The 24,654-nt window shown below is 71.6% G+C and carries 21 protein-coding genes; 10 read left to right on the forward strand and 11 right to left on the reverse strand.

Annotation, left to right across the window (positions count from 1 at the left end):
- Nucleotides 1–5 precede the first annotated feature (5 nt).
- Genes ACNAYW_RS02450 through ACNAYW_RS02465 form a run of 4 tightly spaced genes read right to left on the reverse strand, consistent with a single transcriptional unit; the run spans nucleotide 6 to nucleotide 3,509 of the window.
- On the reverse strand, nucleotides 6–1,064 hold the full coding sequence (locus ACNAYW_RS02450) for an NAD(P)H-dependent flavin oxidoreductase (protein WP_415848154.1): 1,059 nt from the start codon (nucleotides 1,062–1,064) through the stop codon (nucleotides 6–8).
- The gene (locus ACNAYW_RS02455; protein ID WP_415848155.1) at nucleotides 1,061–1,804 is read right to left on the reverse strand and encodes a CoA-transferase subunit beta; all 744 of its coding nucleotides are present in this window, start codon (nucleotides 1,802–1,804) and stop codon (nucleotides 1,061–1,063) included. The genes ACNAYW_RS02450 and ACNAYW_RS02455 overlap by 4 nt, the downstream gene beginning before the upstream one ends.
- Complete coding sequence (locus tag ACNAYW_RS02460) at nucleotides 1,801–2,670, reverse strand: CoA transferase subunit A (RefSeq protein ID WP_415848156.1); 870 nt, start codon at nucleotides 2,668–2,670, stop codon at nucleotides 1,801–1,803. Before ACNAYW_RS02460 ends, ACNAYW_RS02455 begins: the two co-directional genes overlap by 4 nt.
- Nucleotides 2,667–3,509 (reverse strand): enoyl-CoA hydratase family protein, encoded by an 843-nt coding sequence (locus ACNAYW_RS02465; protein WP_415848157.1) that lies wholly within the window; start codon nucleotides 3,507–3,509, stop codon nucleotides 2,667–2,669. The genes ACNAYW_RS02460 and ACNAYW_RS02465 overlap by 4 nt, the downstream gene beginning before the upstream one ends.
- Nucleotides 3,510–3,614: 105 nt before the next feature.
- Here ACNAYW_RS02465 and ACNAYW_RS02470 point away from each other — a divergent pair, with 105 nt between their 5' ends.
- Nucleotides 3,615–4,412 (forward strand): SDR family oxidoreductase, encoded by a 798-nt coding sequence (locus ACNAYW_RS02470; protein WP_415848158.1) that lies wholly within the window; start codon nucleotides 3,615–3,617, stop codon nucleotides 4,410–4,412.
- Nucleotides 4,413–4,440: 28 nt separating this feature from the next.
- Complete coding sequence (locus tag ACNAYW_RS02475; protein WP_415848159.1) at nucleotides 4,441–5,346, forward strand: SDR family oxidoreductase; 906 nt, start codon at nucleotides 4,441–4,443, stop codon at nucleotides 5,344–5,346.
- A gap of 97 nt (nucleotides 5,347–5,443) precedes the next feature.
- Here ACNAYW_RS02475 and ACNAYW_RS02480 read toward each other — a convergent pair whose 3' ends face one another.
- Complete coding sequence (locus tag ACNAYW_RS02480) at nucleotides 5,444–6,418, reverse strand: NAD-dependent epimerase/dehydratase family protein (RefSeq protein WP_415848160.1); 975 nt, start codon at nucleotides 6,416–6,418, stop codon at nucleotides 5,444–5,446.
- A gap of 4 nt (nucleotides 6,419–6,422) precedes the next feature.
- On the reverse strand, nucleotides 6,423–7,583 hold the full coding sequence (locus ACNAYW_RS02485) for a steroid 3-ketoacyl-CoA thiolase (protein ID WP_415848161.1): 1,161 nt from the start codon (nucleotides 7,581–7,583) through the stop codon (nucleotides 6,423–6,425).
- Between the two features lie 245 nt (nucleotides 7,584–7,828).
- On the opposite strand from ACNAYW_RS02485, the gene ACNAYW_RS02490 reads away from it, so the two are divergent.
- Together ACNAYW_RS02490 and ACNAYW_RS02495 are read left to right on the forward strand one after the other, a co-directional pair.
- On the forward strand, nucleotides 7,829–9,052 hold the full coding sequence (locus tag ACNAYW_RS02490) for a cytochrome P450 (RefSeq protein WP_146485110.1): 1,224 nt from the start codon (nucleotides 7,829–7,831) through the stop codon (nucleotides 9,050–9,052).
- 264 nt (nucleotides 9,053–9,316) lie between these two features.
- Nucleotides 9,317–10,459 (forward strand): MFS transporter, encoded by a 1,143-nt coding sequence (locus ACNAYW_RS02495; protein WP_415848162.1) that lies wholly within the window; start codon nucleotides 9,317–9,319, stop codon nucleotides 10,457–10,459.
- Between the two features lie 43 nt (nucleotides 10,460–10,502).
- Here the strand turns inward: ACNAYW_RS02495 and ACNAYW_RS02500 are convergent, their stop codons facing one another.
- From ACNAYW_RS02500 to ACNAYW_RS02510, 3 genes are read right to left on the reverse strand one after another with little or no spacing between them, the layout of a single operon-like run.
- On the reverse strand, nucleotides 10,503–11,675 hold the full coding sequence (locus ACNAYW_RS02500) for a thiolase domain-containing protein (protein WP_415848163.1): 1,173 nt from the start codon (nucleotides 11,673–11,675) through the stop codon (nucleotides 10,503–10,505).
- A complete protein-coding gene (locus ACNAYW_RS02505) occupies nucleotides 11,675–12,751 on the reverse strand; it encodes a thiolase domain-containing protein (RefSeq protein WP_415848164.1) in 1,077 nt (358 codons plus the stop codon). Before ACNAYW_RS02505 ends, ACNAYW_RS02500 begins: the two co-directional genes overlap by 1 nt.
- The gene (locus tag ACNAYW_RS02510; protein WP_415848218.1) at nucleotides 12,751–13,680 is read right to left on the reverse strand and encodes a Zn-ribbon domain-containing OB-fold protein; all 930 of its coding nucleotides are present in this window, start codon (nucleotides 13,678–13,680) and stop codon (nucleotides 12,751–12,753) included. Before ACNAYW_RS02510 ends, ACNAYW_RS02505 begins: the two co-directional genes overlap by 1 nt.
- Before the next feature lie 163 nt (nucleotides 13,681–13,843).
- Between ACNAYW_RS02510 and ACNAYW_RS02515 the strand changes: the two genes are divergently transcribed.
- Nucleotides 13,844–15,397 carry an AMP-binding protein gene (locus ACNAYW_RS02515; RefSeq protein WP_415848165.1) on the forward strand — a complete coding sequence of 518 codons (1,554 nt, stop codon included), beginning with the start codon at nucleotides 13,844–13,846 and terminating at the stop codon, nucleotides 15,395–15,397.
- A gap of 96 nt (nucleotides 15,398–15,493) precedes the next feature.
- On the opposite strand, the gene ACNAYW_RS02520 is transcribed toward ACNAYW_RS02515, so the two are convergent.
- A complete protein-coding gene (locus ACNAYW_RS02520; RefSeq protein ID WP_415848166.1) occupies nucleotides 15,494–16,288 on the reverse strand; it encodes a crotonase/enoyl-CoA hydratase family protein in 795 nt (264 codons plus the stop codon).
- A gap of 118 nt (nucleotides 16,289–16,406) precedes the next feature.
- On the opposite strand from ACNAYW_RS02520, the gene ACNAYW_RS02525 reads away from it, so the two are divergent.
- Genes ACNAYW_RS02525 through ACNAYW_RS02535 form a run of 3 tightly spaced genes read left to right on the forward strand, consistent with a single transcriptional unit; the run spans nucleotide 16,407 to nucleotide 18,709 of the window.
- A complete protein-coding gene (locus ACNAYW_RS02525) occupies nucleotides 16,407–17,510 on the forward strand; it encodes an NAD(P)H-dependent flavin oxidoreductase (protein WP_415848167.1) in 1,104 nt (367 codons plus the stop codon).
- Nucleotides 17,511–17,514: 4 nt separating this feature from the next.
- On the forward strand, nucleotides 17,515–18,012 hold the full coding sequence (locus ACNAYW_RS02530; RefSeq protein WP_415848168.1) for a pyridoxamine 5'-phosphate oxidase family protein: 498 nt from the start codon (nucleotides 17,515–17,517) through the stop codon (nucleotides 18,010–18,012).
- 10 nt (nucleotides 18,013–18,022) lie between these two features.
- Nucleotides 18,023–18,709, forward strand: a complete 687-nt coding sequence (locus ACNAYW_RS02535) for a hypothetical protein (RefSeq protein WP_415848169.1) — start codon at nucleotides 18,023–18,025, stop codon at nucleotides 18,707–18,709.
- A 3-nt stretch (nucleotides 18,710–18,712) separates the two neighbouring features.
- Here ACNAYW_RS02535 and ACNAYW_RS02540 read toward each other — a convergent pair whose 3' ends face one another.
- Nucleotides 18,713–19,732, reverse strand: a complete 1,020-nt coding sequence (locus tag ACNAYW_RS02540; protein ID WP_415848170.1) for an LLM class F420-dependent oxidoreductase — start codon at nucleotides 19,730–19,732, stop codon at nucleotides 18,713–18,715.
- 45 nt (nucleotides 19,733–19,777) lie between these two features.
- Here ACNAYW_RS02540 and ACNAYW_RS02545 point away from each other — a divergent pair, with 45 nt between their 5' ends.
- Together ACNAYW_RS02545 and ACNAYW_RS02550 are read left to right on the forward strand one after the other, a co-directional pair.
- Complete coding sequence (locus ACNAYW_RS02545; protein ID WP_415848171.1) at nucleotides 19,778–21,358, forward strand: succinic semialdehyde dehydrogenase; 1,581 nt, start codon at nucleotides 19,778–19,780, stop codon at nucleotides 21,356–21,358.
- A gap of 52 nt (nucleotides 21,359–21,410) precedes the next feature.
- Nucleotides 21,411–24,638, forward strand: coding sequence for a BTAD domain-containing putative transcriptional regulator (locus ACNAYW_RS02550; RefSeq protein WP_415848172.1), 3,228 nt, complete (start codon nucleotides 21,411–21,413; stop codon nucleotides 24,636–24,638).
- The last annotated feature ends 16 nt before the right edge of the window (nucleotides 24,639–24,654 follow it).

Here is a 24,654-nt window from a genome sequence, read left to right on the forward strand (position 1 = left end):
GCGGATCATGCGCGCAGTCGCGCGAGCTCGTCGAGTCGGGACTCGGCGTCGGTGACGATCCGTTCGATGAGCTCGGCGACCGTCGGAAGATCGTCGATGATGCCGGCCACCTGGCCCGACGCCAGGACGCCCGCCTCGGTGTTGCCCTCGACGAGGCCCGCGCGCAGCAGCATCGGAGTGTTCGCCGACATCATCAGCTGGCTCCACGTGCGATCGCCGCCCTTCTTCATGGCCAGCCCCTCGCCGACGAGGCCCTTCCAGGAGACCCCCGTCAACGCCTGGAAGCGCACGGTGTTCACCGCCGCGTGCACGAGGGTCGCGACGCCGTGCGAGCGCTCGAGCGCGTCCACCAGCGCGGTGCGTAGGACCCGGTGCGGCATGCCGTCGACCTTGGTGGTGACCACCGTGTCGCCGAGGCCGCGCTGCAGGTACTCGGCCTTCACGGACTCGGGGACCCGACTGTCGCGGGTGAGCAGGAAGCGGGTGCCCATGGCGACTCCCGAGGCGCCGTAGGCGAGCGCGGCGGCGAGGCCGCGGCCGTCGAAGAAGCCGCCGGCGGCGACGACCGGGATGTCCACCGCGTCGAGCACCGAGGGCAGCAGCAGCGTGGTGGCGACGCCGCCGGTGTGGCCGCCGCCCTCGCCGCCCTGCACGATCACCGCGTCGGCGCCCCACGAGGCGACCTTCTCCGCGTGCCGTGCCGCGCCGACCGACGGGATCACCACGATCCCGGCGTCCTTGAGCTTCGCGATCATGTCCGGCTTCGGGGCGAGCGCGAACGAGGCCACCTTGACGCCCTCGCGGATCAGGAGGTCCACGCGTTGCGGCGCGTCCTCCGCGTCGGCCCGGAGGTTGACGCCGAAGGGCTTGTCGGTGCGCTCCTTGGTCTTGGTGATCGCCGCCTCGAGCTCGGGGTAGGTCATGGTCGCGGACGCCAGGATCCCCAGCCCGCCCGCGTTCGCAGTGGCCGCGGTCAGGTGCGCGCCGGAGACCCACCCCATGCCGGTCTGCACGACCGGGTGCTCGACGCCGACCAGCTCGGTGAAACGGGTCCGCAGCGTCACGCCGGAACCTCCTTGCTGCGCAGGTTCTTCGGATCCACGACGGTGCGAATCAGGTCGAGCTCCTCGCCGGTGGGCGTGCGGGTCTCCGGTACTCCGGAGCCGGCCAGCGCGAAGCCGGTGGCCTCCCGCACCTGCGCCTCGGTGACACCCGGATGCACCGACAGCAGGGTCATCGCGCCGTCGTCGCCGAAGCCGAGAACGGCGAGATCGGTGACCACGCGGTGGATGTCGTGGAACCGGGAGGCGGACGGCCCCGCGGCACGCGCGCGGTCGTAGCCCACGCCGCTGACGACGTCGACGGACTCCACGAAGACGCGCGTCGAGTGCTTCGGGATCCAGTACGAGGTGCGGTTGTTCACGGTGTTGCCGGGCCCGCCGCGCACGCCCAGCAGCTGGCGCGACGGTGCGCGGTGCTCACCGATGGCGGAGATGTTCTGGTTGCCGTGCCGGTCGATCTGGCTGGCGCCCATGATGACGTGGCGCTTGCCGTGCGGGACCACTACGTCGAGCACCTTCTTGAAGGGCTGCCAGCCCTCGATGCCCGCGGACGGGTTCGCCGCGTCGGCGATGAGGTAGGCCTCGCCGTCCGAGAGCAGCAGGTCGGGGGCGAACGTGAGCCGGGCGAGCCGCCCGCCCAGCGATGGGATCAGGCCCATCGGGCTGGCGGTGATCTCGCCGTCGTCCCGGAACAGGTCGGCGATCGCGGCCACGCAGACTTCGGCGCGGGTGATGTCGGTCATTTCGTCGTCTCCTCCGCCGCCCACGCGGCCACTTCAGCCTGGTAGTGCGCTTCGTCGCCGCTGAGGAAGCGCTGCTCGAACGCGGCCCAGGCGGCGGGATCCTTGGCGCTCGCGGCGTAGTGCCGCTGGAACTTCTCGTCGCGCCCGTAATCGGGCACGGCGGTGGTGAAGTGCGCGCCGTTCGGCGTCTCCACCACGCCGGCGACGGCGCTGCGGTTGATGAGCAGCGACTGGACGGGGCCGCCGGCCACCAGCTCCTCGGTCGGCACGATCCGCTCGCACGAGACGTAGCAGCGGTCGGCGGCGAGGGCGAAGTCGTCGTCGAAGTAGGGGTCGGGCCCGAGGTACTGAGCGTTGCCGCGCGCGTCGGCGCGGTTCATGTGCACCAGCGCGGCGTCGAGCCGCAGGGCCGGCACCGCGACCAACTCCTCGCCGTCGGCGTAGGGCGAGACGATCGTGCGCAGGTCCGGGTTGACGTCCATCACCGACGAGCCGAGGCCCGCGCGGATCGGCAGGAACGGCAGGCGCTGTACCGCGGCCTTGAGGCCCGCGGCGAACATGCCCTCGTCCCACTCGGCGACCTCGATCGCGCCGGACTGGCGGGCGCGCGCGAAGTTCGGGTCGATGGGCACGGTGTCGAGGGTGACGAAGCCGAAGACGAGCTTCCGGATCTTCCCCGCGGCGGCGAGCAGGCCCACGTCGGGACCGCCGTAGGACACCACGGTGAGGTCCGTGAGGTCCGAACGCAGGATCGCCCGCACCAGGGCCATCGGCTTGCGCCGCGAGCCCCACCCTCCGATGCCCAGCGTCATGCCGTCCTCGAGTTGGGCGACCACCTGCTCGGCGGTCATGGTCTTGTCGCTCATGCGTTCTCCTGTGCTGCGTCGTCGGAAACGGGCCGCTCGCTCGCTCCGCTGCCGGCGCTGGACGCCTGGCCGACGGTGCGCCCGCTGGCGACGAACTCCCGCCGGTGCTCGTCCGAGTAGCCGGCGAGGTTGAGTTCGAACGTGAAGCCCTGCTCGAATCGGTAACTGGTGTGGACGTTCACCGGGTCGATCCCGTTGATCGCCTCCTTGGCCTTGCGGATCACGCGGGTGTCCTTCGCCGCGATGGCGTGCGCCACCTCTTGCGCGGCGTCGTCGAGCTCGGCGCGCGGCACGACGCGGTACACCGATCCGAAGTGGTGCAGCTGTTGGGCGGTGACGGTGCCGGCGGTGAAGTACAGCGTCCGCATGAGGTGCTGGGGCACGAGCCGGGCGAGGTGGGTGGCGGCGCCGAGCGCACCGCGGTCCACCTCGGGGAGACCGAAGGTGGCGTCATCGGAGGCGACGACGACGTCCGCGTTGCCGACGAGGCCGATTCCCCCGCCGAGGCAGAAGCCGTTCACGGCGACGATCACGGGCACCGCGCAGTCGTAGACGGCGGAGAAGGCAGCGGCGCAGCCCTGGTTCGCGCCGATGAGGGCGCCGTAGCCGTCGCCGGCCGCCTGCGCCGCGTCGATCTCCTTGATGTCGACGCCGGCGTTGAAGCCGCGTCCCGCTGCGCGCACGACGACGACGTGGCACGACGGGTCGCGTCCCGCCTCGGTGATGGCGTTCGCGAGGTCGAACCAGCCCTGCACGGTGAGGGCGTTGACGGGCGGCGCGTCGACGGTGATCGTGTGGATCCCGGGCTTGTCGACGGTGGTCGTGATCGGTGAAGGCACACCGACTCCTTCGAGGTAGACAGGTAGAACGTGATCTAAACCTAGCAATTGCTTGGTACGCTACCACCGAAGCCCGGTCGGCCGGAATGGGAAGTGGTGAATCTTGTGGCGAACGCACCTGCGAGGAGCGATCTCGGACTCGACGGCGCGGTGGTGCTGGTCACCGGCGGCGTCCGGGGGATCGGCGCGGGGATCGCCCGCGTCTTCCTCCGGCACGGCGCCGTCGTGGTGGTGTGCGCCCGTCGGGAACCCGAGAGCCCGGTGGAGGCCGACGGTGCCGTCGCCGAGTTCGTCGCCGCCGACGTCCGCGAACCGGAGCAGGTCGAGGCGTTGATCGCCGGCGTCGTCGCGCGGCACGGCCGGCTCGACGTGCTGGTGAACAACGCCGGCGGCGCGCCCTTCTCTGATGCGGCCACGGCCTCGCCCCGGTTCCACGAGAAGGTCGTCGGGCTCAATCTGCTGGCGCCGCTCCTGGTCGCGCAGCACGCGAACGCCGTGATGCAGGAGGCGGGGGGCGGGTCGATCGTCAACGTCTCGAGCGTCAGCGCCACGCGTCCGTCGCCGGGCACCGCCGCCTACGGGGCCGCGAAGGCCGGGTTGGACTCCCTCACCGGGAGTCTCGCGGTGGAGTGGGCGCCCGCGGTGCGGGTGAACGCGCTCGACGTGGGCATGGTGCGCACCGAAGCGGCGGAGCAGCACTACGGCGACGACGCCGGGATCGCGGCGATCGGCGCGACCGTGCCCCTCGGCCGCCTGGCCGATCCCGAGGAGGTGGGGGCGTGCGCCGCCTTCCTCGCCTCGCCGCTGTCGTCCTACGTCACGGGCGCGACCCTACTGGTCCACGGCGGCGGCGAGCGCCCCGCCTTCCTGGCCGCGGCGAACGCCGATCGCGACGCCCGGTAGACCCGAACCACCAACGAGGAGAAGAACAATGACAGGAATCGTCGACGGTCGCGTCGTCATCGTCACCGGAGCGGGGCGCGGCATCGGCCGCGCTCACGCGCTCGCGTACGCCGCGGAGGGCGCGGCCGTCGTGGTCAACGACTACGGCGTGGGGCTCGACGGTGCGGACGCCTCGTCGGGCCCGGCGCAGCAGGTCGTGGACGAGATCCGCGCCGCCGGTGGTCGCGCGATCGCGAACGCCTCCGACGTCGCGGACTGGGACGGCGCACAGGCGCTGGTGCGCAGCGCGATCGACGAGTTCGGCCGCCTGGACGTGCTGGTCAACAACGCGGGCTTCCTCCGCGACCGGATGCTGGTGAACATGTCCGAGGCGGAGTGGGACGCGGTCACTCGGGTGCACCTCAAGGGGCACTTCGCGATGCTGCGCCACGCGGCCGCGTACTGGCGCGACGAGTCCAAGGCGGGACGGCGGCCCGATGCCCGGGTGATCAACACCAGTTCCGGTGCAGGACTGCTGGGCAGTGTCGGTCAGGGCAACTACGCCGCCGCGAAGGCGGGCATCGCCGAGATGACGATCCAGGCCGCCGCTGAGATGGGCCGGTACGGGATCACCGTGAACGCGATCGCCCCGGCGGCCCGGACCCGCATGACGGAGGTGACCTTCGCCGACGACATGGCCGCGCCCGAGGGCGGCTTCGATGCGATGGCGCCGGAGAACATCTCGCCGCTCGTGGTGTGGCTGGGCAGCACCGAGTCCGCCGATGTCACCGGCCGCGTCTTCGAGGTCGAGGGCGGCAAGGTCTCGGTGGCGCAGGGCTGGCGCCACGGCCCGCAGCGCGACAAGGGGGCCCGCTGGGCCCCCTCGGAGTTGGGAGAGGTGGTGCGGGGCCTCCTCGGTGAGGCTCGGACGCCGGAGCCCGTGTACGGCGCCTGACCCTCGGGACGACGATGCCGGCCGCGCGGGAGGAGATCTCCGCGCGGCCGGCCGCGTCTCGGCGAGGGGAGGTGCCGAGTCGGTGGGGCCGTCCGGTCTACAGCCGGCCCGAGTCCTGGAAGAACCGCACGAGGTCCTCCGCGGTCGTCGCCATCGGCCGCGGCGAGTAGCCGAGCTCGTTGCGCGCCTTGGAGATGTCCACGAGCGGCGAGGCGAAGAGCGGGCCGAGGGCGGCCTTGGAGAGCACGTCCGAGCCCAGTCGGGCGCCGATGGGTTCGAGCACCGGCATGATCGCGGCGAGTGCGCCGATCGGCACCACCACCCGCGGACCGGATCGGCCGACCGCCTGCGCCGCGAGCCGCATCGCGTCCACGATCGGTGCGAATTCGCCGCCGAGGAGGTAGTTCTCGCCGGTGCGGCCCTTCTCGGCTGCGAGCATCACGCCGGTCGCGACGTCCCGCACGTCCACCAGGTCGAAACCCGCCTTCGAGACGAACGCAGGCATCCGGCCGCGGGCCGCGGTGCACGCCAGCCGGTTCAGCCGCGAGAGAGCCGCACCGTGATCGGCCGGACCCCACACGCCGGTGGGGTTGCAGATGGTGGCGTCCAGGCCGTCGTCGATGACCGTGCGGAGTTCCTGCTCGCCCGCCCACTTGGACCGGTCGTAGACGGGGATCTCGGGCCGCTCGGACCGCGGGGCGCTCTCGTCGATCACGTCGACCAGGTCCTGATCGAAGGCGTGGATCGAGCTGAGGTGCACCATCTTCCGGGCGCCGGCGTCCAGTGCCGCGCGCGCCACCACGCGCACGCCCTCGGTGTTGAGTCGCCACGCGGCCTCGTCCTGCATCCGCAGCGTGATCATCGCGACCAGGTGGTAGACCACTTCCACGCCCTCGAGCGCCGCCCGCATCTCGGTCGGCTCGAGCACGCTGGCCCGAACCCACCGCACCCCCTCGGGGGCGTGCGGGGACGAGGTGCGGTCGATCGCGACCACCTCGTGCCCCTGCTCGACGAGCTGGTGCAGGAGGTTCCCGCCGACGAATCCGGCCGCGCCGGTGACTGCTACGCGCATGGGCTCAGATCCGCTCAATGATGGTGCCGGTCGCCATCGCGCCGCCGCAACACATCGCGATGAGGGCGGTCGACGCATCGCGCCGCTCCAGCTCGTGCAGCGCGGTGGTGATGAGGCGGGCGCCGGTGGAGCCCACCGGATGGCCCAGCGCGATCGCGCCGCCGTTGACGTTGACCTTGTCCGGGTCGGGGCCGATCACCTGCTGCCACGAGAGCACGACCGAGGCGAAGGCCTCGTTGACCTCGAAGAGGTCGATGTCGCTCAACGCGCGGCCCGAGCGCTCGAGGACGCGCTCGGTGGCACGGATCGGGCCGTCCAGGTGGTAGTAGGGCTCGCCGCCGACGAGGGCCTGGGAGACGATGCGCGCTCGCGGGGTCAGGCCGAGCGCGGCCGCGTGATCGGAGTCCATGAGCAGGACGGCGGCGGCACCGTCGGAGACCTGCGAGGAGGTTCCGGCGGTGTGCCGGCCTCCGTCGAGCATGGGCTTGAGCTTGGCGAGACCCTCCGGCGTGCTCTCGCGCGGACCCTGGTCGCGCGAGACCTCGATGGTCTCGCCGGTGGGCGCACCGTCGGCCATGGCGGGCGCCTTGAGCGAGACGACCTCGCGGTCGAACCGGCCCTCCTGCCAGGCCTGCAGGGCCTTGCGCTGCGAGGCGAGGCCGAAGGCGTCGATGTCCTCGCGGCTCAGGCCCCGGCGCTCCGCGATCCGCTCGGCGGCGAGGAACTGGTTCGGCATGTCGATGGTCCACGACGGAGGCCGCGAATTGCCGAGGCCCTCCGGCCGGTTGGCGCCCAGCGGGATGCGGCTCATGGACTCGACGCCGCAGGAGACGCCGGTCGCGATGGCGTCGGTGGCGATGAGGCCCGCGATGAGGCCCGTGGCCTGCTGCGCCGAGCCGCACTGGGCGTCGATGGTGGTGGCGCCGGTGAGCTCGGGCAGGCCGGCGTTGAGCCAGGCCGTGCGCGTGATGTTGCCGGCCTGCTCGCCGGCCTGGGTGACATTGCCGCCGATGATCTGCTCGACCTGGGCGGGATCGACCCCCGCATGCTCGAGCAGCGCGGTCACGGTGCCGCCGAGGAGTTCGGCGGGGTGCAGTCCGCTCAGCCAGCCGCCCCGCTTGCCGATGGGGCTGCGGACGGCGTCGACGATGACGGGGATGCCCATATCGATCGTTCCTCACATTCTCGGCTCGTCCCGATGGGTAGAGCACGTTCTCGATTGTGGCGCCGATCTCCGGCTCTGTCGAGCCTCATGCGGTGGCGCCGCGGCTGGTTCGTCCCTGTGTAACTGCTGTGCTGCCAGCGTCCTTCGCAATCTAGCTCACGAGCGGACGGTCTGTGCTTCAATGAGTAGAACATGTTTCAGATACGCCTGGCCAGAGACCGGGTAGAGACGCTTGAGGAGGCGGCGTGAGCGTGCACTTCCCCGCGGGGTTCGATTTCACCAGCCCCGACCTGTGGTCGGAGCGGCGGCCCGAGGCCGAGTTCGCCGAGCTGCGGCGCTCGGCTCCGGTCTGGTGGCAGGACATCCCGCCCGGCACCACCGGGTTCGACGACGGTGGCTTCTGGGTGGTGTCCAAGCTGGAGGACATCAAGGCGATCTCCCGGAACCCGAAGCAGTACTCGAACTGGGAGAACGGCGCCATCATCCGGTTCGGGCCGGAGATCGAGCGCGAGCAGATCGACATGCAGCGCATGCTGCTGCTGAACATGGACCCGCCGCAGCACACCAAGACGCGGCGCATCATCTCGCGCGGCTTCACGCCGAAGGCGGTGCAGTCGCTGCACGACGCCCTGGCCGAGCGGGCCGAGCAGATCGTGCACGAGGCCCGCAAGGCCGGCGGCGGCGACTTCGTCGAGCAGGTCGCCTCCGAATTGCCGCTGCAGGCGATCGCCGAGTTGCTCGGCGTGCCCCAGGAGGACCGCAAGAAGCTCTTCGACTGGTCGAACTCGATGATGGCCTACGACGATCCCGAGTTCGAGGGCGATTACCTCACCGCGATGACCGAGTTCACGGGCTACTCGTGGAACCTCGCGGAGGAGCGCCGGAAGTGTCCGATGGACGACATCGTGACCACGCTGGTGCAGGCGGACATCGACGGCGACGGGCTCGGCAGTGACGAGTTCGCCTTCTTCGTGCTGCTGCTCGCGGTGGCGGGCAACGAGACCACGCGCAACGCCATCAGTCACGGCATGAAGGCCTTCGTCGACTACCCGGAGCAGTGGGAGATCTACAAGGAGCAGCGGCCGCGCACCGCGCCCGACGAGATCGTGCGCTGGGCGACGCCGGTGTCGGTGTTCCAGCGGACCGCGCTCGAGGACGTCCAGCTCGGCGAGCAGACGATCAAGAAGGGCCAGCGCGTCGCGCTGTTCTACGCCTCGGCCAACTTCGACGAGGACGCCTTCGAGGACCCGTACACCTTCAACATCCTCCGCGACCCGAACCCGCACGTCGGCTTCGGCGGCTCGGGCACCCACCACTGCGTGGGCGCGAACCTCGCCCGGTTGGAGATGGACCTGATGTTCAAGGCGATCGCCGACGTCATGCCGAACCTGCGTGAGCTCGAGCCCCCGCAGCGCCTGCGCTCCGGCTGGCTCAACGGCATCAAGCACTGGAAGGTCGCGTACGAGTAGCCGATCCCCCGAGGACTTCGCATCCTGCTGCCCTCCGAAGCCGAATCAGGCTTCGGAGGGCGTCTCATTGCGGTTCTCCCGAAAACGGATCGCCTCGAGTGTCGCGTGCGGACTACTGTGGCGCCGGTGAGCACACCCGAATCCGATGAGGAAGGGGTCGCCGGTCCCGCCGTCGGCCCCGTGCAGCGCGTCGACGTGCGCTGATCGAGCCGACTGCGGCGACCGGAGACGATGCCCTCGTTTCCCTCGTCCCAGGAGTTCTCCGTGCCTCGGCTCGTCCTGTTCCTCGCCCTCGCCGTCTTCGCGATGGGTACCTCCGAATTCATGCTCTCCGGCGTCCTGCCGGCCCTCGCCGACGACCTCGCGGTCACCACGTCCGCCGCAGGTGGCCTGGTCTCCGCCTATGCGCTGGGCATGGTCGTCGGCGCGCCGGCCACCGCCGCCCTCGCGCGACGGTGGCCTCCGCGCGCGGCCCTGCTCGTGTTCCTCGCGGTGTTCGCGGCGGCCCACGCCGTCGGCGCGCTCACCGCATCCCTGCCGGTGCTGCTCGGTACCCGGGTACTGGCGGCGGCCGCCAACGCCGGATTCCTCGCCGTCGCCTTCACGGTGGCGGCGGCCGCCGTGGGGCCCGAACGGCGTGCGCGGGCGCTGTCGGTCCTGCTGGCCGGCACCACCGTCGCCATGGTCGCGGGCGTCCCCGTCGGCGCGCTCGTCGGCTCCGCCGCGGGGTGGCGCGTCCTGTTCTGGGCGGTCGCGGTGCTCTGTGTGCCGCCGTTCGTCGCGATCCTCGGAGCAGCGCCGGGGAATCGTTCCGACGCCGCCGGCGGGCCGTCGTTGCGCGGGGAGATCCGCGCGCTCCGGCACGCGCGGACGGCGGTGCTGCTTGCTCTGACCGCGCTGGTGAACGCAGGAACCTTCGGGGTGCTGACGTTCCTCGCCGTCCCGGCGCAGGAGACGCTCTCACCCGCGTGGATCCCGTTCGTACTGCTGCTCTTCGGCGCCGGGGCCTGCATCGGAGTAGCCCTCGTCGGACGAATCGGCGACGCACACCCGTGGACGCTTCTCGTCACGGCCGCCCCGACCCTGGTGGGCGTGTGGGCGGTGCTCGCCGTCGGCGCCGGGGAACCTCTCATTCTGCTGACGACCGTCCCGGCGGCCGGCCTGCTCGCGTTCGCCGTCGGCGGGACGCTGATCGCCCTCGTGATCGATTCGGCCGCAGGGCCGGCGCCCAGCATGGCGGGCTCCTACGCCACCGCGGCGCTCAACGTGGGCGCAGTCACCGGCCCGGCGGGCGCCGGTGTCGCTCTCGAACGCGTCAGCGCGAGTGCGGGGCCCGCGTGGTTCGCGGCGGCGGCCGTTGCGGTGGCGGTGGTCGTGGGTGGGCACCTGTGGCGGGCCGACCGCTAGCGTCGCGCGTGTGCCGGGCGGCCGGCTCGGCTCCGCGGCGGGGCTACTGCGGCTTGTCCGCGCCCACCAGCCACATGGAGAAGTACTGCGAGCCACCGCCGTAGGCGTGCCCGAGGGCCTTGCGGGCACCGTCGACCTGGTAGTCCCCGGCCCGCCCCATGACCTGCTTGGCGGCCTCGGCGAACCGGATCATGCCCGACGCGCCGATGGGGTTGGAGGAGAGCACGCCGCCGGACGGATTGACCGGCAGCTCGCCGCCGATCTCGGTGCCGCCGGACTCGGTGAGCTTCCACCCCTGCCCCTCGGGCACGAATCCGAGGTTCTCCAGCCACATCGGCTCGAACCACGAGAAGGGCACGTAGATCTCGGCGGCGTCGACCTCGCGCAGCGGGTCCGTGATGCCGGCGTCTCGCCAGAGCGCGGCCGCGGCGTCCTGGCCCGCGCGGGGGCTGACGTGCTCGCGGCCCGCGTAGGCGAGGGGCTCGGTGCGCATGGCGGTGGCGAGCACCCAGCCGACGCGATTGCCGGTCGCGGCCTCCGACTCGGCCGCGGCCTCCTCGTCGCCGAGGACGATCGCGCAGGCACCGTCGGACGACGGGCAGGTCTCGTCGAAGCGGATGGGGTCCCAGAGCATCTGGGACGCCTGCACGGATTCGAGGGTGATGTCGGGCTGATGCAGGTGCGCGAAGGGGTTCCGGGCGCCGTTGCGCCGGTCCTTCACCGCCACCATCGCGCCCACGTGCGACGGTGCGCCGGAGCGGCGGATGTAGGAACGCACGTGGGGGGCGAAGTAGCCGCCCGCGCCGGCGCCGACGGGCACCGTGAACGGAACCGGGATCGACAGGGCCCACATGGCGTTCGACTCGGACTGCTTCTCCCATGCCACGGTGAGCACCCGCTGGTGCACACCCGACTTGACGAGCGCCGCGGCGACGGCGGCGGTGGATCCACCCACCGAGCCCGCGGTGTGGACGCGCAACAGCGGCTTGCCGACCGCGCCGAGCGCGTCGGCGAGGAAGAGCTCGGGCATCATGACGCCCTCGAACATGTCGGGCGCTTTGCCGATCACGATGGCGTCGATGTCGGCCATCGTGGTGCCGGCATCCACGAGCGCGGCGTCGACGGCCTCGCGGATCATGCCCGCCATGGACACATCGGTGCGCTTGGCGCGGTGGTGGGTCTGGCCCGTACCGAGCACGGCGGTGGACTTACCCATCACTTGGCCTCCATCACGGCGATCAGGTTCTGCTGCAGTGCGTGTCCGCCGGTGGCGTGCGCGAGGACGCGGTCCGCGTCGCCGTTCCACACCGCGCGCGCGGCCTCGCCGATCCGGGCGAGGCCGGCGGAGAACATCGGGTTCCCCACGAGTGCGCCGCCGGACGGGTTGATCCGCACGTCGTCGCCGAGCCCGATCGCCTTGCGCAGGATCAGTTCCTGGTGCGTGAACGGTGCGTGCAGCTCGGCGAGCTGCACGCCGTCGGCCCCGGCGGCGCGGGCCGCGGCAGTGGTCGACGGGGACTGCGTGAGATCGCGCGAGCCCAGCGCGGGCGAATCGATCCGGTGCTCGAGACCGGTGATGAACGCCGGGTTCTCCCGGATCTCGCGGGCGCGCTCGGCCGAGGCCAGGATCGCGACGGCGGCGCCGTCGGTGACGGGCGCGATGTCGTGCCGGCGCAACGGGTCCGCCCACAGGGGCTGGTCGAGGAGTGTCTGCACGTCGACGGTGCGCGAGAGCTGCGCCCCCGGATTGCCGGTCGCGTCGCCGAGGCTCCGCGCGGCGACGGCGGCCATGTCGGCCTCGGTCCACGCGCCGGAGTCGATGCCCGCGCGGGCCTGCAGCGCTGCGACGGACACCGAATCGGGCCACAGCGGCGCGACGGTGTAGGGGTCGAGCTGCATGGTGAGGGTGCGGCGCAGGACGCCCGCCGAGGACTTGCCGAAGCCGTAGACGAGCGCGGTGTCGATCTCGCCGGTGCGGATCTTGACCCACGCCTCGTACAGCGCCCACGCGGCGTCCATCTCCACGTGCGATTCGTTGATCGGCGGTACGGCGCCGATGGAGTCGATCGCGGCGATGAAGGAGAAGGCGCGTCCCGCCAGGTAGTCGGACGAGCCGGAACACCAGAATCCGATGTCGGACTTGGTGAGTCCCGTCTGCTCGAAGACGTCGGCGAAGAGCGGGATCAACATCTCGACGCCGTTGGTGGTGGTCTGGGCGGCGCGCAGCGACGGCGTGGCTGCGTAGCCGACGACGGCGACGGAGCCGTCCGGATCGGTGCTGTTTCGCGACATCACAGGTGCTTCTCGTAACTGGAGTAGGGGGCGTCCGGTTCACCGGTCGGTTCGAAGTGCGAAATGTTGCCGGGGCTCTCCGTCCATTCCTCGCGGGGCTTCCACGAGGCCCGCACACGCATGCCCATGCGGACGTCGGCGGGATCGCAGCCGAGCACGAGATGCAGGAACGGGATGTCGGCACCGTCGATGAGCACGTAGGCGGCGACGTACGGGGGCTTGATCCGCTGCCCCTGGAACGGGACGTTGACCACGCAGAAGGTGGTGACGACGCCGGTGTCCGGGAGGTCCACCTCCTCCGTGGTGGGGATGCCGTCGATGGGGCACGCGTTGCGCGGCGGCACGTAGACGTTGCCGCAGGTGGAACACCGCTGCCCCAGAAGCCGGCCCTCGGCGAGCGCACGCAGGTACCGGGTCTCGGGTACGGACGCCGAGTGCTCGAGCCGCAGTTCGACGGGGGTGGTGAGGATCTCGATCGGCTCGCCGGCCGGCGCGTCGACCTCCGGGACACCGTCGCCCTCGCCGGGGACGAAGCACACGATGTCGCCGATCGCGCCCGTGGTCTCGGAGGCCCAGCGGGCGTGCACGCGCATGCCGGTCGAGATCTCGTCGCTGCTCGCGACGTCGACGGCGTGCAGGAGCGCCGTATCGGCACCGTCGAGCCTGATCAGCGCGTAGGCGAAGGGTCGATCGAAGGGCTGTCCGTCGACGGGGTGCGCGTTCCAGCTCCAGCTGGTCACGGTGCCGGAATCGGAGACCGGAACGATCTCGGTGAGGGCGGCGGTGGTCTCGGGATCGAACTCCAGCGGCGGGACGTGCACCCGCCCGGCGGAGTCCCGGGTGCCGACGATCCGGCGCTCACGGAGGTTCGTCATGAACGCGCCCAGGATCGCACCGAGCGACCGGGTGTAGTCGAACGACATGATCATCGGCGCCGAGAGGGTCTGCGATTCTGCGGTCACCTCACGAGTGAAACATGTTCTAACTTTTTGGCGCAAGGATATCCCGGAAACGGTGGGAAACCCTTACCGTGGGATGCGTTCGTACCGCGTTTCCGCGCCGTATCCCCGCCACGATCCACGAGGTGATTCCATGGACGATCTGCATCGCGAGCCGCTCGCCGGCGACATCCTGCTCGGCTCCCTCGCCTCCTATCCGGACCGCGTCGCCGTCCACGTCACGGGCGCCGAGGGGGACAGCACCCTGACCTACGCGCAGGTGCGCGATGAGGTGAGCCAGTACGCCCAGGCGTACGCGTCGTTCGGGTTGGGCGTCGGCAGCCCCGTCGCGATGCTCTCCGGCAACCGGCACGAGGTGCTGATCGCCCAGTCCACCAACCTGATCACCGGCGTCCGGTTCGCCGCGCTGCACCCGATGGGCTCGCTCGACGACCACGTCTACGTCATGGAGGACGCGGGCATCGAGACGCTCATCTACGACCCGCGGCTCTACGAACAGCGCGCCGCGGACCTGCGGGAACGCGTGCCCGGACTGAAGACGCTGCTGTCGCTGGGCCCCACTGAGCACGGGGTCGACCTCACCGCCGTCGCAGCGGGATTCGAGCCCGGGGCGCTCGCCGCGCACACCGCCGACCCGTCGTCGACCGCGAGCCTCGCGTACACGGGCGGGACCACCGGCAAGAGCAAGGGCGTCATGCTCAGCTACTCCGGTGGCGCGGCGCTGCTACGCATCCAGCGCACGGAATGGGAATGGCCGGAGGAGATCCGGTTCCTGGTGTGTGCGCCGCTCAGCCACGCGGGTGGTGCGTTCTGGAACCCGACCTCCATGTCCGGCGGCTCGATGGTGGTGCTGCCCCGGTTCGAGCCGGAGGCCGTGCTCGCCGCGATCGAGAAGTACCGGATCACCGCGACCATGCTGGTCCCCACCATGATCTACGCGCTGCTCGATCACCCGAGGTTCGACGACTACGACCTCTCCAGCCTGGAGACGGTGTTCTACGGCGCCTCCGCGATCTCGCCGACCCGGCTCACCGAGGCGATCGAGCGGATCGGCCCGAAGTTCTTCCAGTTCTACGGCCAGGCCGAGTGCCCCATGACCATCGCGGTGCTCCGCCGCGAGGACCACGACCCGTCGAAGCCGGAGCGGTTGGCGAGCTGCGGCAAGCCGGTCCCGTGGGTGAACGTCGCGCTGCTCGACGACGCCGGGCGCCCCGTCGAACCCGGTGCGCCGGGGGAGATCTGCGTGCGCGGGCCGCTGGTGATGCAGGGCTACCTGAACAAGCCGGAGCAGACCGCCGAGGCCACCGAGCACGGCTGGCTGCACACCGGCGATGTGGGCCGGTTCGACGACGAGGGCTACCTGTACATCGTCGACAGGAAGAAGGACATGGTGGTGACCGGCGGCTTCAACGTCTTCCCCCGCGAGGTCGAGGACGTGATCTCGACGCACCCGTCCGTCGCCTCGGTCGCGGTGATCGGCGTGCCCGACGAGAAGTGGGGCGAGGCGGTCAAGGCGGTCGTGGTGCCGCGCGCCGGCGCGACCGTCGACGTCGAGGAGCTGCGCGACCTGGTCCGCGACCGCAAGGGCGCCGTCTACACCCCGAAGACCGTCGACCTCGTCGAGTCGATCCCCGTCAGCCCGCTCGGCAAGCCCGACAAGAAGGCGCTCCGCGCCCAGTACGCCTGATTTCTGACTTAACAGCAGTAGAGCCCTGATCTTCGGCCGAAAGATCAGGGCTCTACTGCTGTTAAGTCACGGAGGGAGGTAGCGCGTGGGATTCGGTCAGCGGCCCTCGAAGACCGGGGTGCGCTTCTCGGCGAAGGCGCGCGGGCCCTCCTTCGCGTCGCGGGAGAGGAAGACGGGCAGGCCCTCCTTCGCGTCGATGGCGAAGGCCTCCTCCTCGTGCATGCCCTCGGTCGCGCGCATGGTGCGCAGCATCGCCTGCACGGCCAGGGGGCCGTTGGCGTTGATCAGGTCGGCCAGCTCCAGGGCCTTGTCCAGCGCGCCGCCGTCGGGCACGACGTGGCCGATGAGCCCGTACTCCTTGGCCTCGGCGGCGGTGATGTGCCGGCCGGTGAGCAGCAGATCCGCCGCGACCGTGTAGGGGATCTGCCGAGGCAGCCTGACGGCTGAGCCACCCATCGGGTAGAGGCTCCACTTCGCCTCGGAGACGCCGAACTTCGCGCTCTCACCGGCAACGCGAATGTCGGTGCCCTGCAAGATCTCCGTGCCACCCGCGATGGCGGCGCCCTCGACAGCGGCGATGAGCGGCTTGCCCGGCCGGCGGCCCTTGATCAGCCCGGGGATCCGGGCCGGATCGAAGCCGCCGCCCTCGGACATCGCGTCGCCCGGGTTCGACTTCGCCATGTTCTTCAGGTCCGCCCCGGCGCAGAAGGCGCCGCCCGCGCCGGTGAGCACCGCGCTGCGGATCTCGGGATCGGCGTCGATGCGGTCCCAGGCGTCGCTGAGGATCTGCAACATCTCGCCGGTGAGCGCGTTCTTGCGCTCCGGCCGGTTCATGGTGATGAGCAGCGTGTGGCCGCGCTGCTCGACGAGGGCGTGCGGGGCGTCGGTCATGCGTGAGGCTCCTTGACGTCGAGGACCTCGCCGAAACGAGGATCGGCAATTGCGGGAATCCGCTTCCCCGGACAGTAACAGGTTCTAGTTTGGAGGAAAGAACTCTTCAGGAGGATTCATGCGCACACCCCTGTGCGAGGACCTGGGCATCCAGTACCCGGTCATCGCTTTCACCCCGTCCGAGCACGTGGCCGCAGCGGTCTCCCGGGCCGGCGGCCTGGGCGTCCTCGGCTGCGTCCGGTTCAACGACCCCGAGGAGCTCGACGCCGTCCTCGACTGGATGGACGCCAACACCGACGGCCGGCCCTACGGCGTGGACATCGTCATGCCCAACAAGGTGCCCACCGAGGGCAGCGCGGTCGACCTCACCGAGCTCATCCCCGCCGAGCACCGAGCGTTCGTGGAGCGCACGCTCCGCGAGCTCGGTGTGCCGGAGCTGCCGGACGGTGCCGCCGGGGCGGGCGTGCTCGGCTGGCTGCACTCGGTGGCCCGCTCGCACGTCGATGTATCGCTCAAGCACCGCATCTCGTTGATCGCCAACGCCCTCGGCTCGCCGCCGAAGGACGTCATCGACGCCGCGCACGAGCACGGCGTCAAGGTGGCGGCACTCGCCGGCCGCGCCAAGCACGCCCGCGCGCACGTCGACAACGGCGTCGACATCGTCATCGCGCAGGGCTACGAGGCGGGCGGCCACACCGGGGAGATCGGTTCGATGGTCCTGCTTCCCGAGATCGTCGACGAGGTGGGCGACGACGCCACCGTCGTCGCCGCGGGCGGCATCGGCTCCGGTCGGCAGATCGCCGCGGCCCTGACCCTCGGCGCCGAGGGCGTGTGGATGGGTTCCTACTGGCTCACCACCACCGAGTATCTCGAGACGCACACCGCGTCGCAGACCATGCAGGACGCCCTGGTCGCCGCGACGAGTGCCGACACCGTGCGCACCCGGATCTTCTCGGGCAAGCCCGCGCGCCTGCTCAAGACCCGGTGGACGGACGCCTGGGAGCAGCCCGGCGCACCGTCGGCCCTGCCCATGCCCCTGCAGAACCTGCTGGTGGGAGAGGCGCACAGCCGGATCCACGCCTCGGGCGATCCGTCGGTCGTCGCGATGCCGGTCGGCCAGATCGTGGGCCGGATGAACGCGGTGCGGCCCGTCGCCGAGATCATGGCCGACCTGGTCGGCGAGTTCGAGGATGCCGTCGACCGCCTGAACCTGGCACGCTGACCCCATGGGAACGAATCAGCGCGGCCAGATCCAGATGACCGAGGCGGAGATCGAGGACTTCCTCGACCGCAGCCGCACCGCCACCATCGCCACCCTGGGCGCGAGCGGGGCCCCGCACCTCGTCGCCATGTGGTACGCCGTGATCGACGGCGACCTCTGGATCGAGACGAAGTCCAAGTCGCAGAAGGTCGTGAACCTGCGCCGCAACCCGGTCATGAGCGTCTCGATCGAGGCCGGGCAGTCCTACGACCAGCTCCGCGGTGTCACCATCGAGGGCGCCGCCGAGATCGTCGACGACGAGGCCACGGTGCGTGCCGTCTGCGAGCAGGTCTACGAGCGCTACTTCGGCCCGTACTCCGAGGAGCTCAAGCCCGCCATCGACGAGATGATGAAGAAGCGGGTCGCGGTGCGCCTGCGCGGCGACCGCGTGCGCTCGTGGGACCACCGCAAGCTGGGCATGCCGGCGCTGCCCGTCGCCGGAAGCACCGCGGCGTACCTCTAGGGGGCCGACGATGCCCGGATCGCACGCGCAGCCCGAGGGTTCCGCAGGTCTCGTCGAGATCAGCCCCTGCGTCGGGGGCCTCGTGCGGACCTGGTCGGACGACGGTGTCGCCCGCCTCTGGTCGGTGCCCGACGACGCGTGGCTCCGCCAGGTGCAGGCGACCGGCCGGATCGGCCGCGCTTCGCGGAAGGAGGGCCGGTACCGCGAGGCGGCGCGGCTCTCCGAGGCCGACGGTGCGCTCCTGGTCCGTCCTCGAGCCCCGATGCGCGGCGCTGACGGGAACCTGACCATGGAGGAGCAGGTCGTGGCGCTGGGACCGGAGAAGCGGCCCTCCCGGTCGACCTTCGAGGACTTCCGGGAGGTGCTGACCCGGGCGGTGGAGCACTGTGCGGCCACGGACGAGTACCTCGTCGTGGAGCGGGGCGCTCGGGACGCCGGTCGCGAGCCCTTCTGCCTCTTCGCGGTGCTGCCCGCCGGCGCCGAGCCCGGCGTCTTCGTCACCGTCGTCGAGACCGCGCCGCCGCCGCGGGAATCCGACCTGTGGGCGCCCTACGTCGACGAGTGGGACCGGACGGCGACGATCAGCGCACCGTCGAGCCCGGAGACCGTGGCGACCGCCCCGACCGTGATGATCGAGGCGATCAGCCGGTGGGACGCGGATCCCTGGGACCTCGCCTTCACCTTCGGTCGGCGCTGACGCTCAGCCCCGGGCCGCCTCGGCCAGGGCGCGGAGCGACGGTTCATCGCGAACGCCGCTGAACAGCACCGTCGTGACCGGGGAGTCGCGCCAGAGCTCCAGTCGTTCGGTAATGCGGTCGATCGGCCCGAGCAGGGCGATCGAGTCGGCGAGCGCGTCGGGGACGGCGGCGATGGCGCCCGCGCGGTCGCCCGCGAGGAACTTCTCCTGCACCGCGACCGCGGCGTCGGCGAAGCCGAGCCGGCCGATGAGGTCGAGGTGGAAGTTCGTCGACTTGTGGCCCATGCCGCCGATGTAGAAGGCCAGTGGGATCTTCGCCCGGGTGAGGGCGGCATCGAGATCGTCGGAGACGATCACCGAGACCGTCGCGGCGATCTCGAAGCCCGCGGAACGGCCCGCGAGGGACTCGCCGAAGACGGTTTCCACCTGCTGCGGGTCGACGAAGAGCGGCAGCCAACCGTCGGCGATCTCCGTCGACAGCGCGACGTTCTTCGGCCCCTCCGCGCCGAGGAAGATCGGGATCCGCGGCCGCACCGGCAGCGCGATGGACTTGAGCGGCTTGCCCAGTCCTGTGCCACCGGGGAGGGGAAGCGGGTAGTGCGGGCCGCCGCTGGTGACCGGCTCCTCCCGGGCGATCACCTGTCGCACGATGTCCACGTACTCGCGGGTCCGCGCGAGCGGCTTGGGGAACGGGTTCCCGTACCAGCCCTCGGCGACCTGCGGGCCGGACGCGCCCAGGCCGAGCACCATGCGGCCGCCGGAGAGGCCGTCGATGGTGAGGGCGTGCATCGCGGTCGCGGTGGGCGTGCGCGCGGGGATCTGCGCCACGGCGGTGCCGAGCTTGATCCGCTTCGTGCGGGACCCGTACCAGGCCAGCGTGGAGAAGGCGTCGGAGCCGTAGGCCTCGGCGGTGAAGACGTAGTCGTAGCCGAGCTCGTCGGCGGCGACCACCGCGGCGGTGTGGTCCTCCGGCCCACGAGTCCAGTAGCCGAGGTTGATGCCCAGATTGAGATCGTTGACCATTCCTCGAATCTAGAACAAGTTCTAGGGTTTGGGTTACAGTTCGGTATGGCTTCGCCCACGCAGATCGACAGCACCCTGCCCGCGCGCGTCACCGACGAGCTGATCGAGCGCCTCACCGCGCTGGTGGTGGCCGACGGCAGTCGCGAACCGTTCACCATGAGCGAGGTGTTCACGGGCGCGGCCATCGGCGGGCTCCCGCAGTCCACCCCGAGCGACGTGGTCGCGGCGTTCGCGACCGCGCGGGAGGCGCAGCGGCAGTGGGCCCAACGGCCGCTCGAGGAGCGACTCGCCGTGTTCCGGCGGCTGCACGAGCTGATCCTCGAGAACAACGAGCTGCTGGTCGATCTCATCCAGAGCGGCACGGGCAAGAATCGGCGGATGGCCTTCGAGGAGTCCTGCGACGTCCCGATGGTGATCAGCCACTACCTCAAGTCCGCGCCCAAGCTGCTCCGCTCGCGCCGCCGCGGTGGCCCCGTCCCCGTGGTGAGCAACTCCGTCGAACTGCACCGGCCCAAGGGCGTCATCGGTGTGATCGCGCCGTGGAACTTTCCCTTCGCGATGGCCCTCTCCGACGCGATCCCCGCGCTCATCGCCGGCAACGGCGTCGTCCTCAAGCCTGACAACAAGACCGCGCTCGCCGCCCTCTACGGCGTCGAACTGCTGCGGCGCGCCGGCGCGCCGGAGGGGCTGTTCCAGGTGGTCTGCGGCCAGGGGCCGGACGTCGGTCCCGCCCTCATCGACGAGTCGGACTTCGTCATGTTCACCGGCTCGTCCGCCACGGGCGTCACCGTCGGCGAGCGGGCCGGGCGCAACCTCATCGGATGCAGCCTCGAGCTCGGCGGCAAGAACCCGATGATCGTGCTCGACGACGTCGATCTCGACGAGGCGATTCCGTCGGCGATCTTCGCGGTCTTCGCCAATGCCGGCCAGGCGTGCATGCACATCGAGCGGATGTACGTGCACGAGAGGATCTACGACGAGTTCTCGCGCCGGTTCGTCGCCGCCGCGGGCGCCCTCAAGCTGGGCGCGACCTACGACTTCGAGCCCGACATGGGCTCCCTCGCCTCACCCGATCAGCTGCGCCGCGTCGCCGCGCACGTCGAGGACGCGCGGGCCAAGGGGGCCACCGTGCTGTGCGGCGGGCGGGATCGCACCGACGTCGGTCCCGCGTTCTACGCGCCGACCGTCCTCACCGGCGTCACGCCGGACATGCACCTGGCGACGGCCGAGACCTTCGGCCCCGTCGTCGCCCTGTTCCGGTACTCGGACGACGAGGAGGCGATCCGCCTCGCCAACGACACCCGCTACGGCCTCAACGCGAGCGTGTGGGGCAAGGACCTGCGCCGCGCGGCGCGGATCGGCGCGCAGCTCGAGGCGGGCAACGTCAACATCAACGACGGCTTCGCGGCGTCCTTCGCGAGCAAGGGCACCCCGTCGGGCGGGTGGAAGGCATCGGGGGTCGGTGTGCGGCACGGCGACGCGGGCCTGCTCAAGTACACCGACACGACCAACCTCGCGACCTTGAAGCAGCAGGTGTACAACCCGCGCCCGGGGCAGAGCTACGAGCAGTACGCCCAGCAGACCAAGCAGGTCCTGCGCTGGATGCGCAAGCTCCGCATCCGCTGATCGGGCCACCGCGGCGGCGGACCGACGTGCCGTCCGCGACTACGCTGGCCGGGTGCACGACGGCAGCGCTCGCGACGACGCGGCGATGATCGGCGTCCTCGGACCGGTCGTCGCCGGCGGTCGGCCCGTGCCCGGGGTGCGGGCGCGGCGGCTCGTCGTCGCGCTGGTCCTCGCCGACGGACGGCCCGTGAGCGCCGACCGCCTCGTCGACGAGGTGTGGGGCGATGCGCCGCCGAAGTCGCCGCACGCCGCCCTGCACACCCAGATCTCCCGCGTGCGTGCGCTCATCCGGCCTGCGGGACTCGTCGCCGTCGCCGGCGGCTACCGCCTCGACGCGGAGTCCGACCTGGCCCGCGCCGAGGCCGCGCTGCGCGACTCCGACGGCGAGGCGGACGCACTACGACTGTGGCGCGGCGTTCCCGGCGACGATCTCGACCGGGGCGGGCCGGCGGACGAGCTCGCGCGGCGCGCGGCAGTCGCCTTCGACCGGCTCGAGGCCCGGGTGGCGGCCGCTGCGCTGGCCGCGGGCGACTTCGACGCAGCGCGTGCCGTCGCCGAGCGCCGCATCGCCGCCGACCCGCTCGACGAGCCCGCGCGGATCGTGCTCATGCGGGCGCTCGCCGGCGCGGGCCGCACCGCCGAGGCGCTCGCGGCCTACGCCGACCTGCGGCGCACGTCCATCACGGAGCTGGGCAGCGAACCGGGCGACGAGGCGGCGCGGCTGCACCGCGAGCTGCTGGACGGGACCGCCCCGGCACCGTCGGTCTCGGGACGCGCTGTCGCCGTGGGACTCCCGGCGGAGATCACGCCGCTCGTCGGGCGCGAAGCCGAGGTCGCCGAGCTCGTGCGCCTGGTCGGCGAGGCGCGGGTCGTCACCGTGCTCGGCCCGGGCGGGGTGGGGAAGACCCGCATCGCCGAGGCGGTGGGAGACGCGGTCGCGGCGGCCGGGACCGCGGTCTACTACGTTCCCCTCGCCGCGGTCCGCTCCGCCGAGGGCGTCCTGCCGGCGATCTCCCGCGTCCTCGGCCTCGGCGAATCGGATCTCGGCGCGGACGGCATGCCGCGCAGGGCGATCCGGGACCTGGGCGCCCGCGTGCTGGAGACCCTCGGGCGCCGGCGCTGCCTCGTCGTGGTGGACAACTGCGAGCAGGTGGTCGACGCCTGCGCGGACGTGGTGGCCGATCTCGTCGCCGGCGCACCCGGCGTGAGTGTGCTCGCGACCAGCCGCTCGCCCCTGCAGATCCGGGCCGAGCAGGTGCACCCGCTGCCCGTCCTCGCGACCGCCGGTGCGGGCTCCGCCGCGGTCGAGTTGTTCGCGCAGCGCGCCCGCGCCGTGCGTCCCGGCGTGGCACTGCCCGACGACGCCGTCGCGGAGCTGTGCCGTCGCCTGGACGGCCTGCCGCTGGCGATCGAGCTCGCCGCCGCACGGGCGCGTACCCTGAGCGTGGAGGAGATCACCGATCGGTTGGAGCAGCGATTCGCGCTGCTGCGCTCCACTGATCGGTCGACGCCGGACCGCCACCGCACGCTGCACGCCGTGATCGACTGGAGTTGGGAGCTCCTGGAGCCCGACGCACAGCTCACGCTGCGCCGCCTGTGCCGGTTCCCCGCGGGCGTCGACGCCGCCGCGGCGGCCGCGGTCACCGGACTGGGCCCGATCGCGCTCGACGACGCGCTGGTATCGCTGGCGAACCAGTCCCTGGTGCAGGTCGCCGAGAGCGGTGGACGAACCCGGTACCGGATGCTGGAGACGGTGCGCGAGTTCGGTGAGGAGCGGCTGAGCGAGGCGGCGCCGTCCGTGGACGGGACGGCCGAGGCCGTCGTCGTGGACCGTGCGATGGCGTCGTGGGCGGCGACGGTCGCGGCCGGGATGTGGCGCGAATACCGTTCCATCGGAGGGCATGCGGTGATCGGGCGCCTCGCCGACGACCTGGAGAACCTGGCGTTCGTGCTCCGCGGCGCCGTCGATTCCCTGGCCGCCGGCGACCGCGCCGCGGTGTGGACCGTGATCCGCGTCTTCCCGCTCCTGGCCGGCCTGTGGTCGATGCGCAGCCTGCACGCGCAGGTACAGGAGCTGGGCGTACGGATCGTCGACGCTCTGCCCGACCCACGGGAGGAGCTCGTCCTCGGACTCACCGACGAGGACCGGGAACTGTGGCAGGCGACCGTGCTCGCCGCGTGCGCGGCGCCCGGCACCGATCCGAAGGCGCGACACGTCGTGCGCGGCCGCATCCTGCTCCGCAGGCTGCACCGCCCCGAACGGACGTTGCTCGACGCGGTGGACTACTTCAGTGCGGCGTTCCTGCAACACTCGGTGCGCGGGCTGCTCCGCCTGGTGCTCGCGGGGGTGCACGCGCCCGCGGACGACGTGCGCCTGCACGCGCTCGCGGCGCGGATGAATCTGCGGGAGAACGGCGGCGACCTGGCGGGCGCCCTGGAGGATTCGGCGACGATCGCCGCGATCGGCGGACCGGGTGACGCCTGGACGGAGGCGATGCTCGCGATGAGCACGGCGAGCATCTTCGGCCAGCAGGCACGGTGGGAGGAGGCGGAGCGGCGCTATCGCATCGCCGCCGAGAAGCTGGCCTCGATCGGCGCCGACGAGGACGCGAAGCAGGCGACGGCGTATCTGGTGGCGAGCCTGTGCTCCCTCGGCCGGCTCGACGAGGCGGAGGCGCTGCACCGCACACTGCAAGGTGCGTGGTCGCCGCCGGACCCGGATCCCGACGGCGGCCCGGAGGCCGTGGCCGCCATGATGATCGGTACGGCCGAGCTCGCGCGGTTGCGGGGCGCGCCCGACGCGGACCTCTACCGGCGGGCAGGGGAGTTGCTGGTGCGCCGGATCCCCAACGGCAGTAGGGATCCCGGCGGCGAGATGCTCGTCGCGATCGCGCTGCTCGGCGTCGTCGCGTGCGGCGCACCGGAGATCGGGACCGAGCTCGTGACGGCGCTGATCGCCGGCGACGAGGCGATGTTCGGGATCACGGGCTACTGGGACCTGCCCCAAGCGGCGACGATGGCGCTCGCCGTCGGCGCCCACCTGGTGGCCACGGAGCCGGCCTCCGAGGAGGCCGCGACCATGGTCGGGCTCGCCCGCAGGCTTGGTGCGCGCCAGGACTATCCGGTCATGCACGAGACGATGCGGGCCCTCGCCCTGCCGCCGCAGGGCGCCTCGGCCGCAGTGTGGCGGGCGCGGGTGGACCACATCGACCGGCTGTCCCGCTCGCGGGCGGTCCGACTCCTGCGCGAGACCACCGCCGCGCTGCGCCGGAGGGCGTAGCGCGGCGGTGCCGGGC

This window comes from Tsukamurella ocularis (assembly GCF_965138335.1).
Taxonomy (GTDB): Bacteria; Actinomycetota; Actinomycetes; order Mycobacteriales; family Mycobacteriaceae; genus Tsukamurella; species Tsukamurella ocularis_A.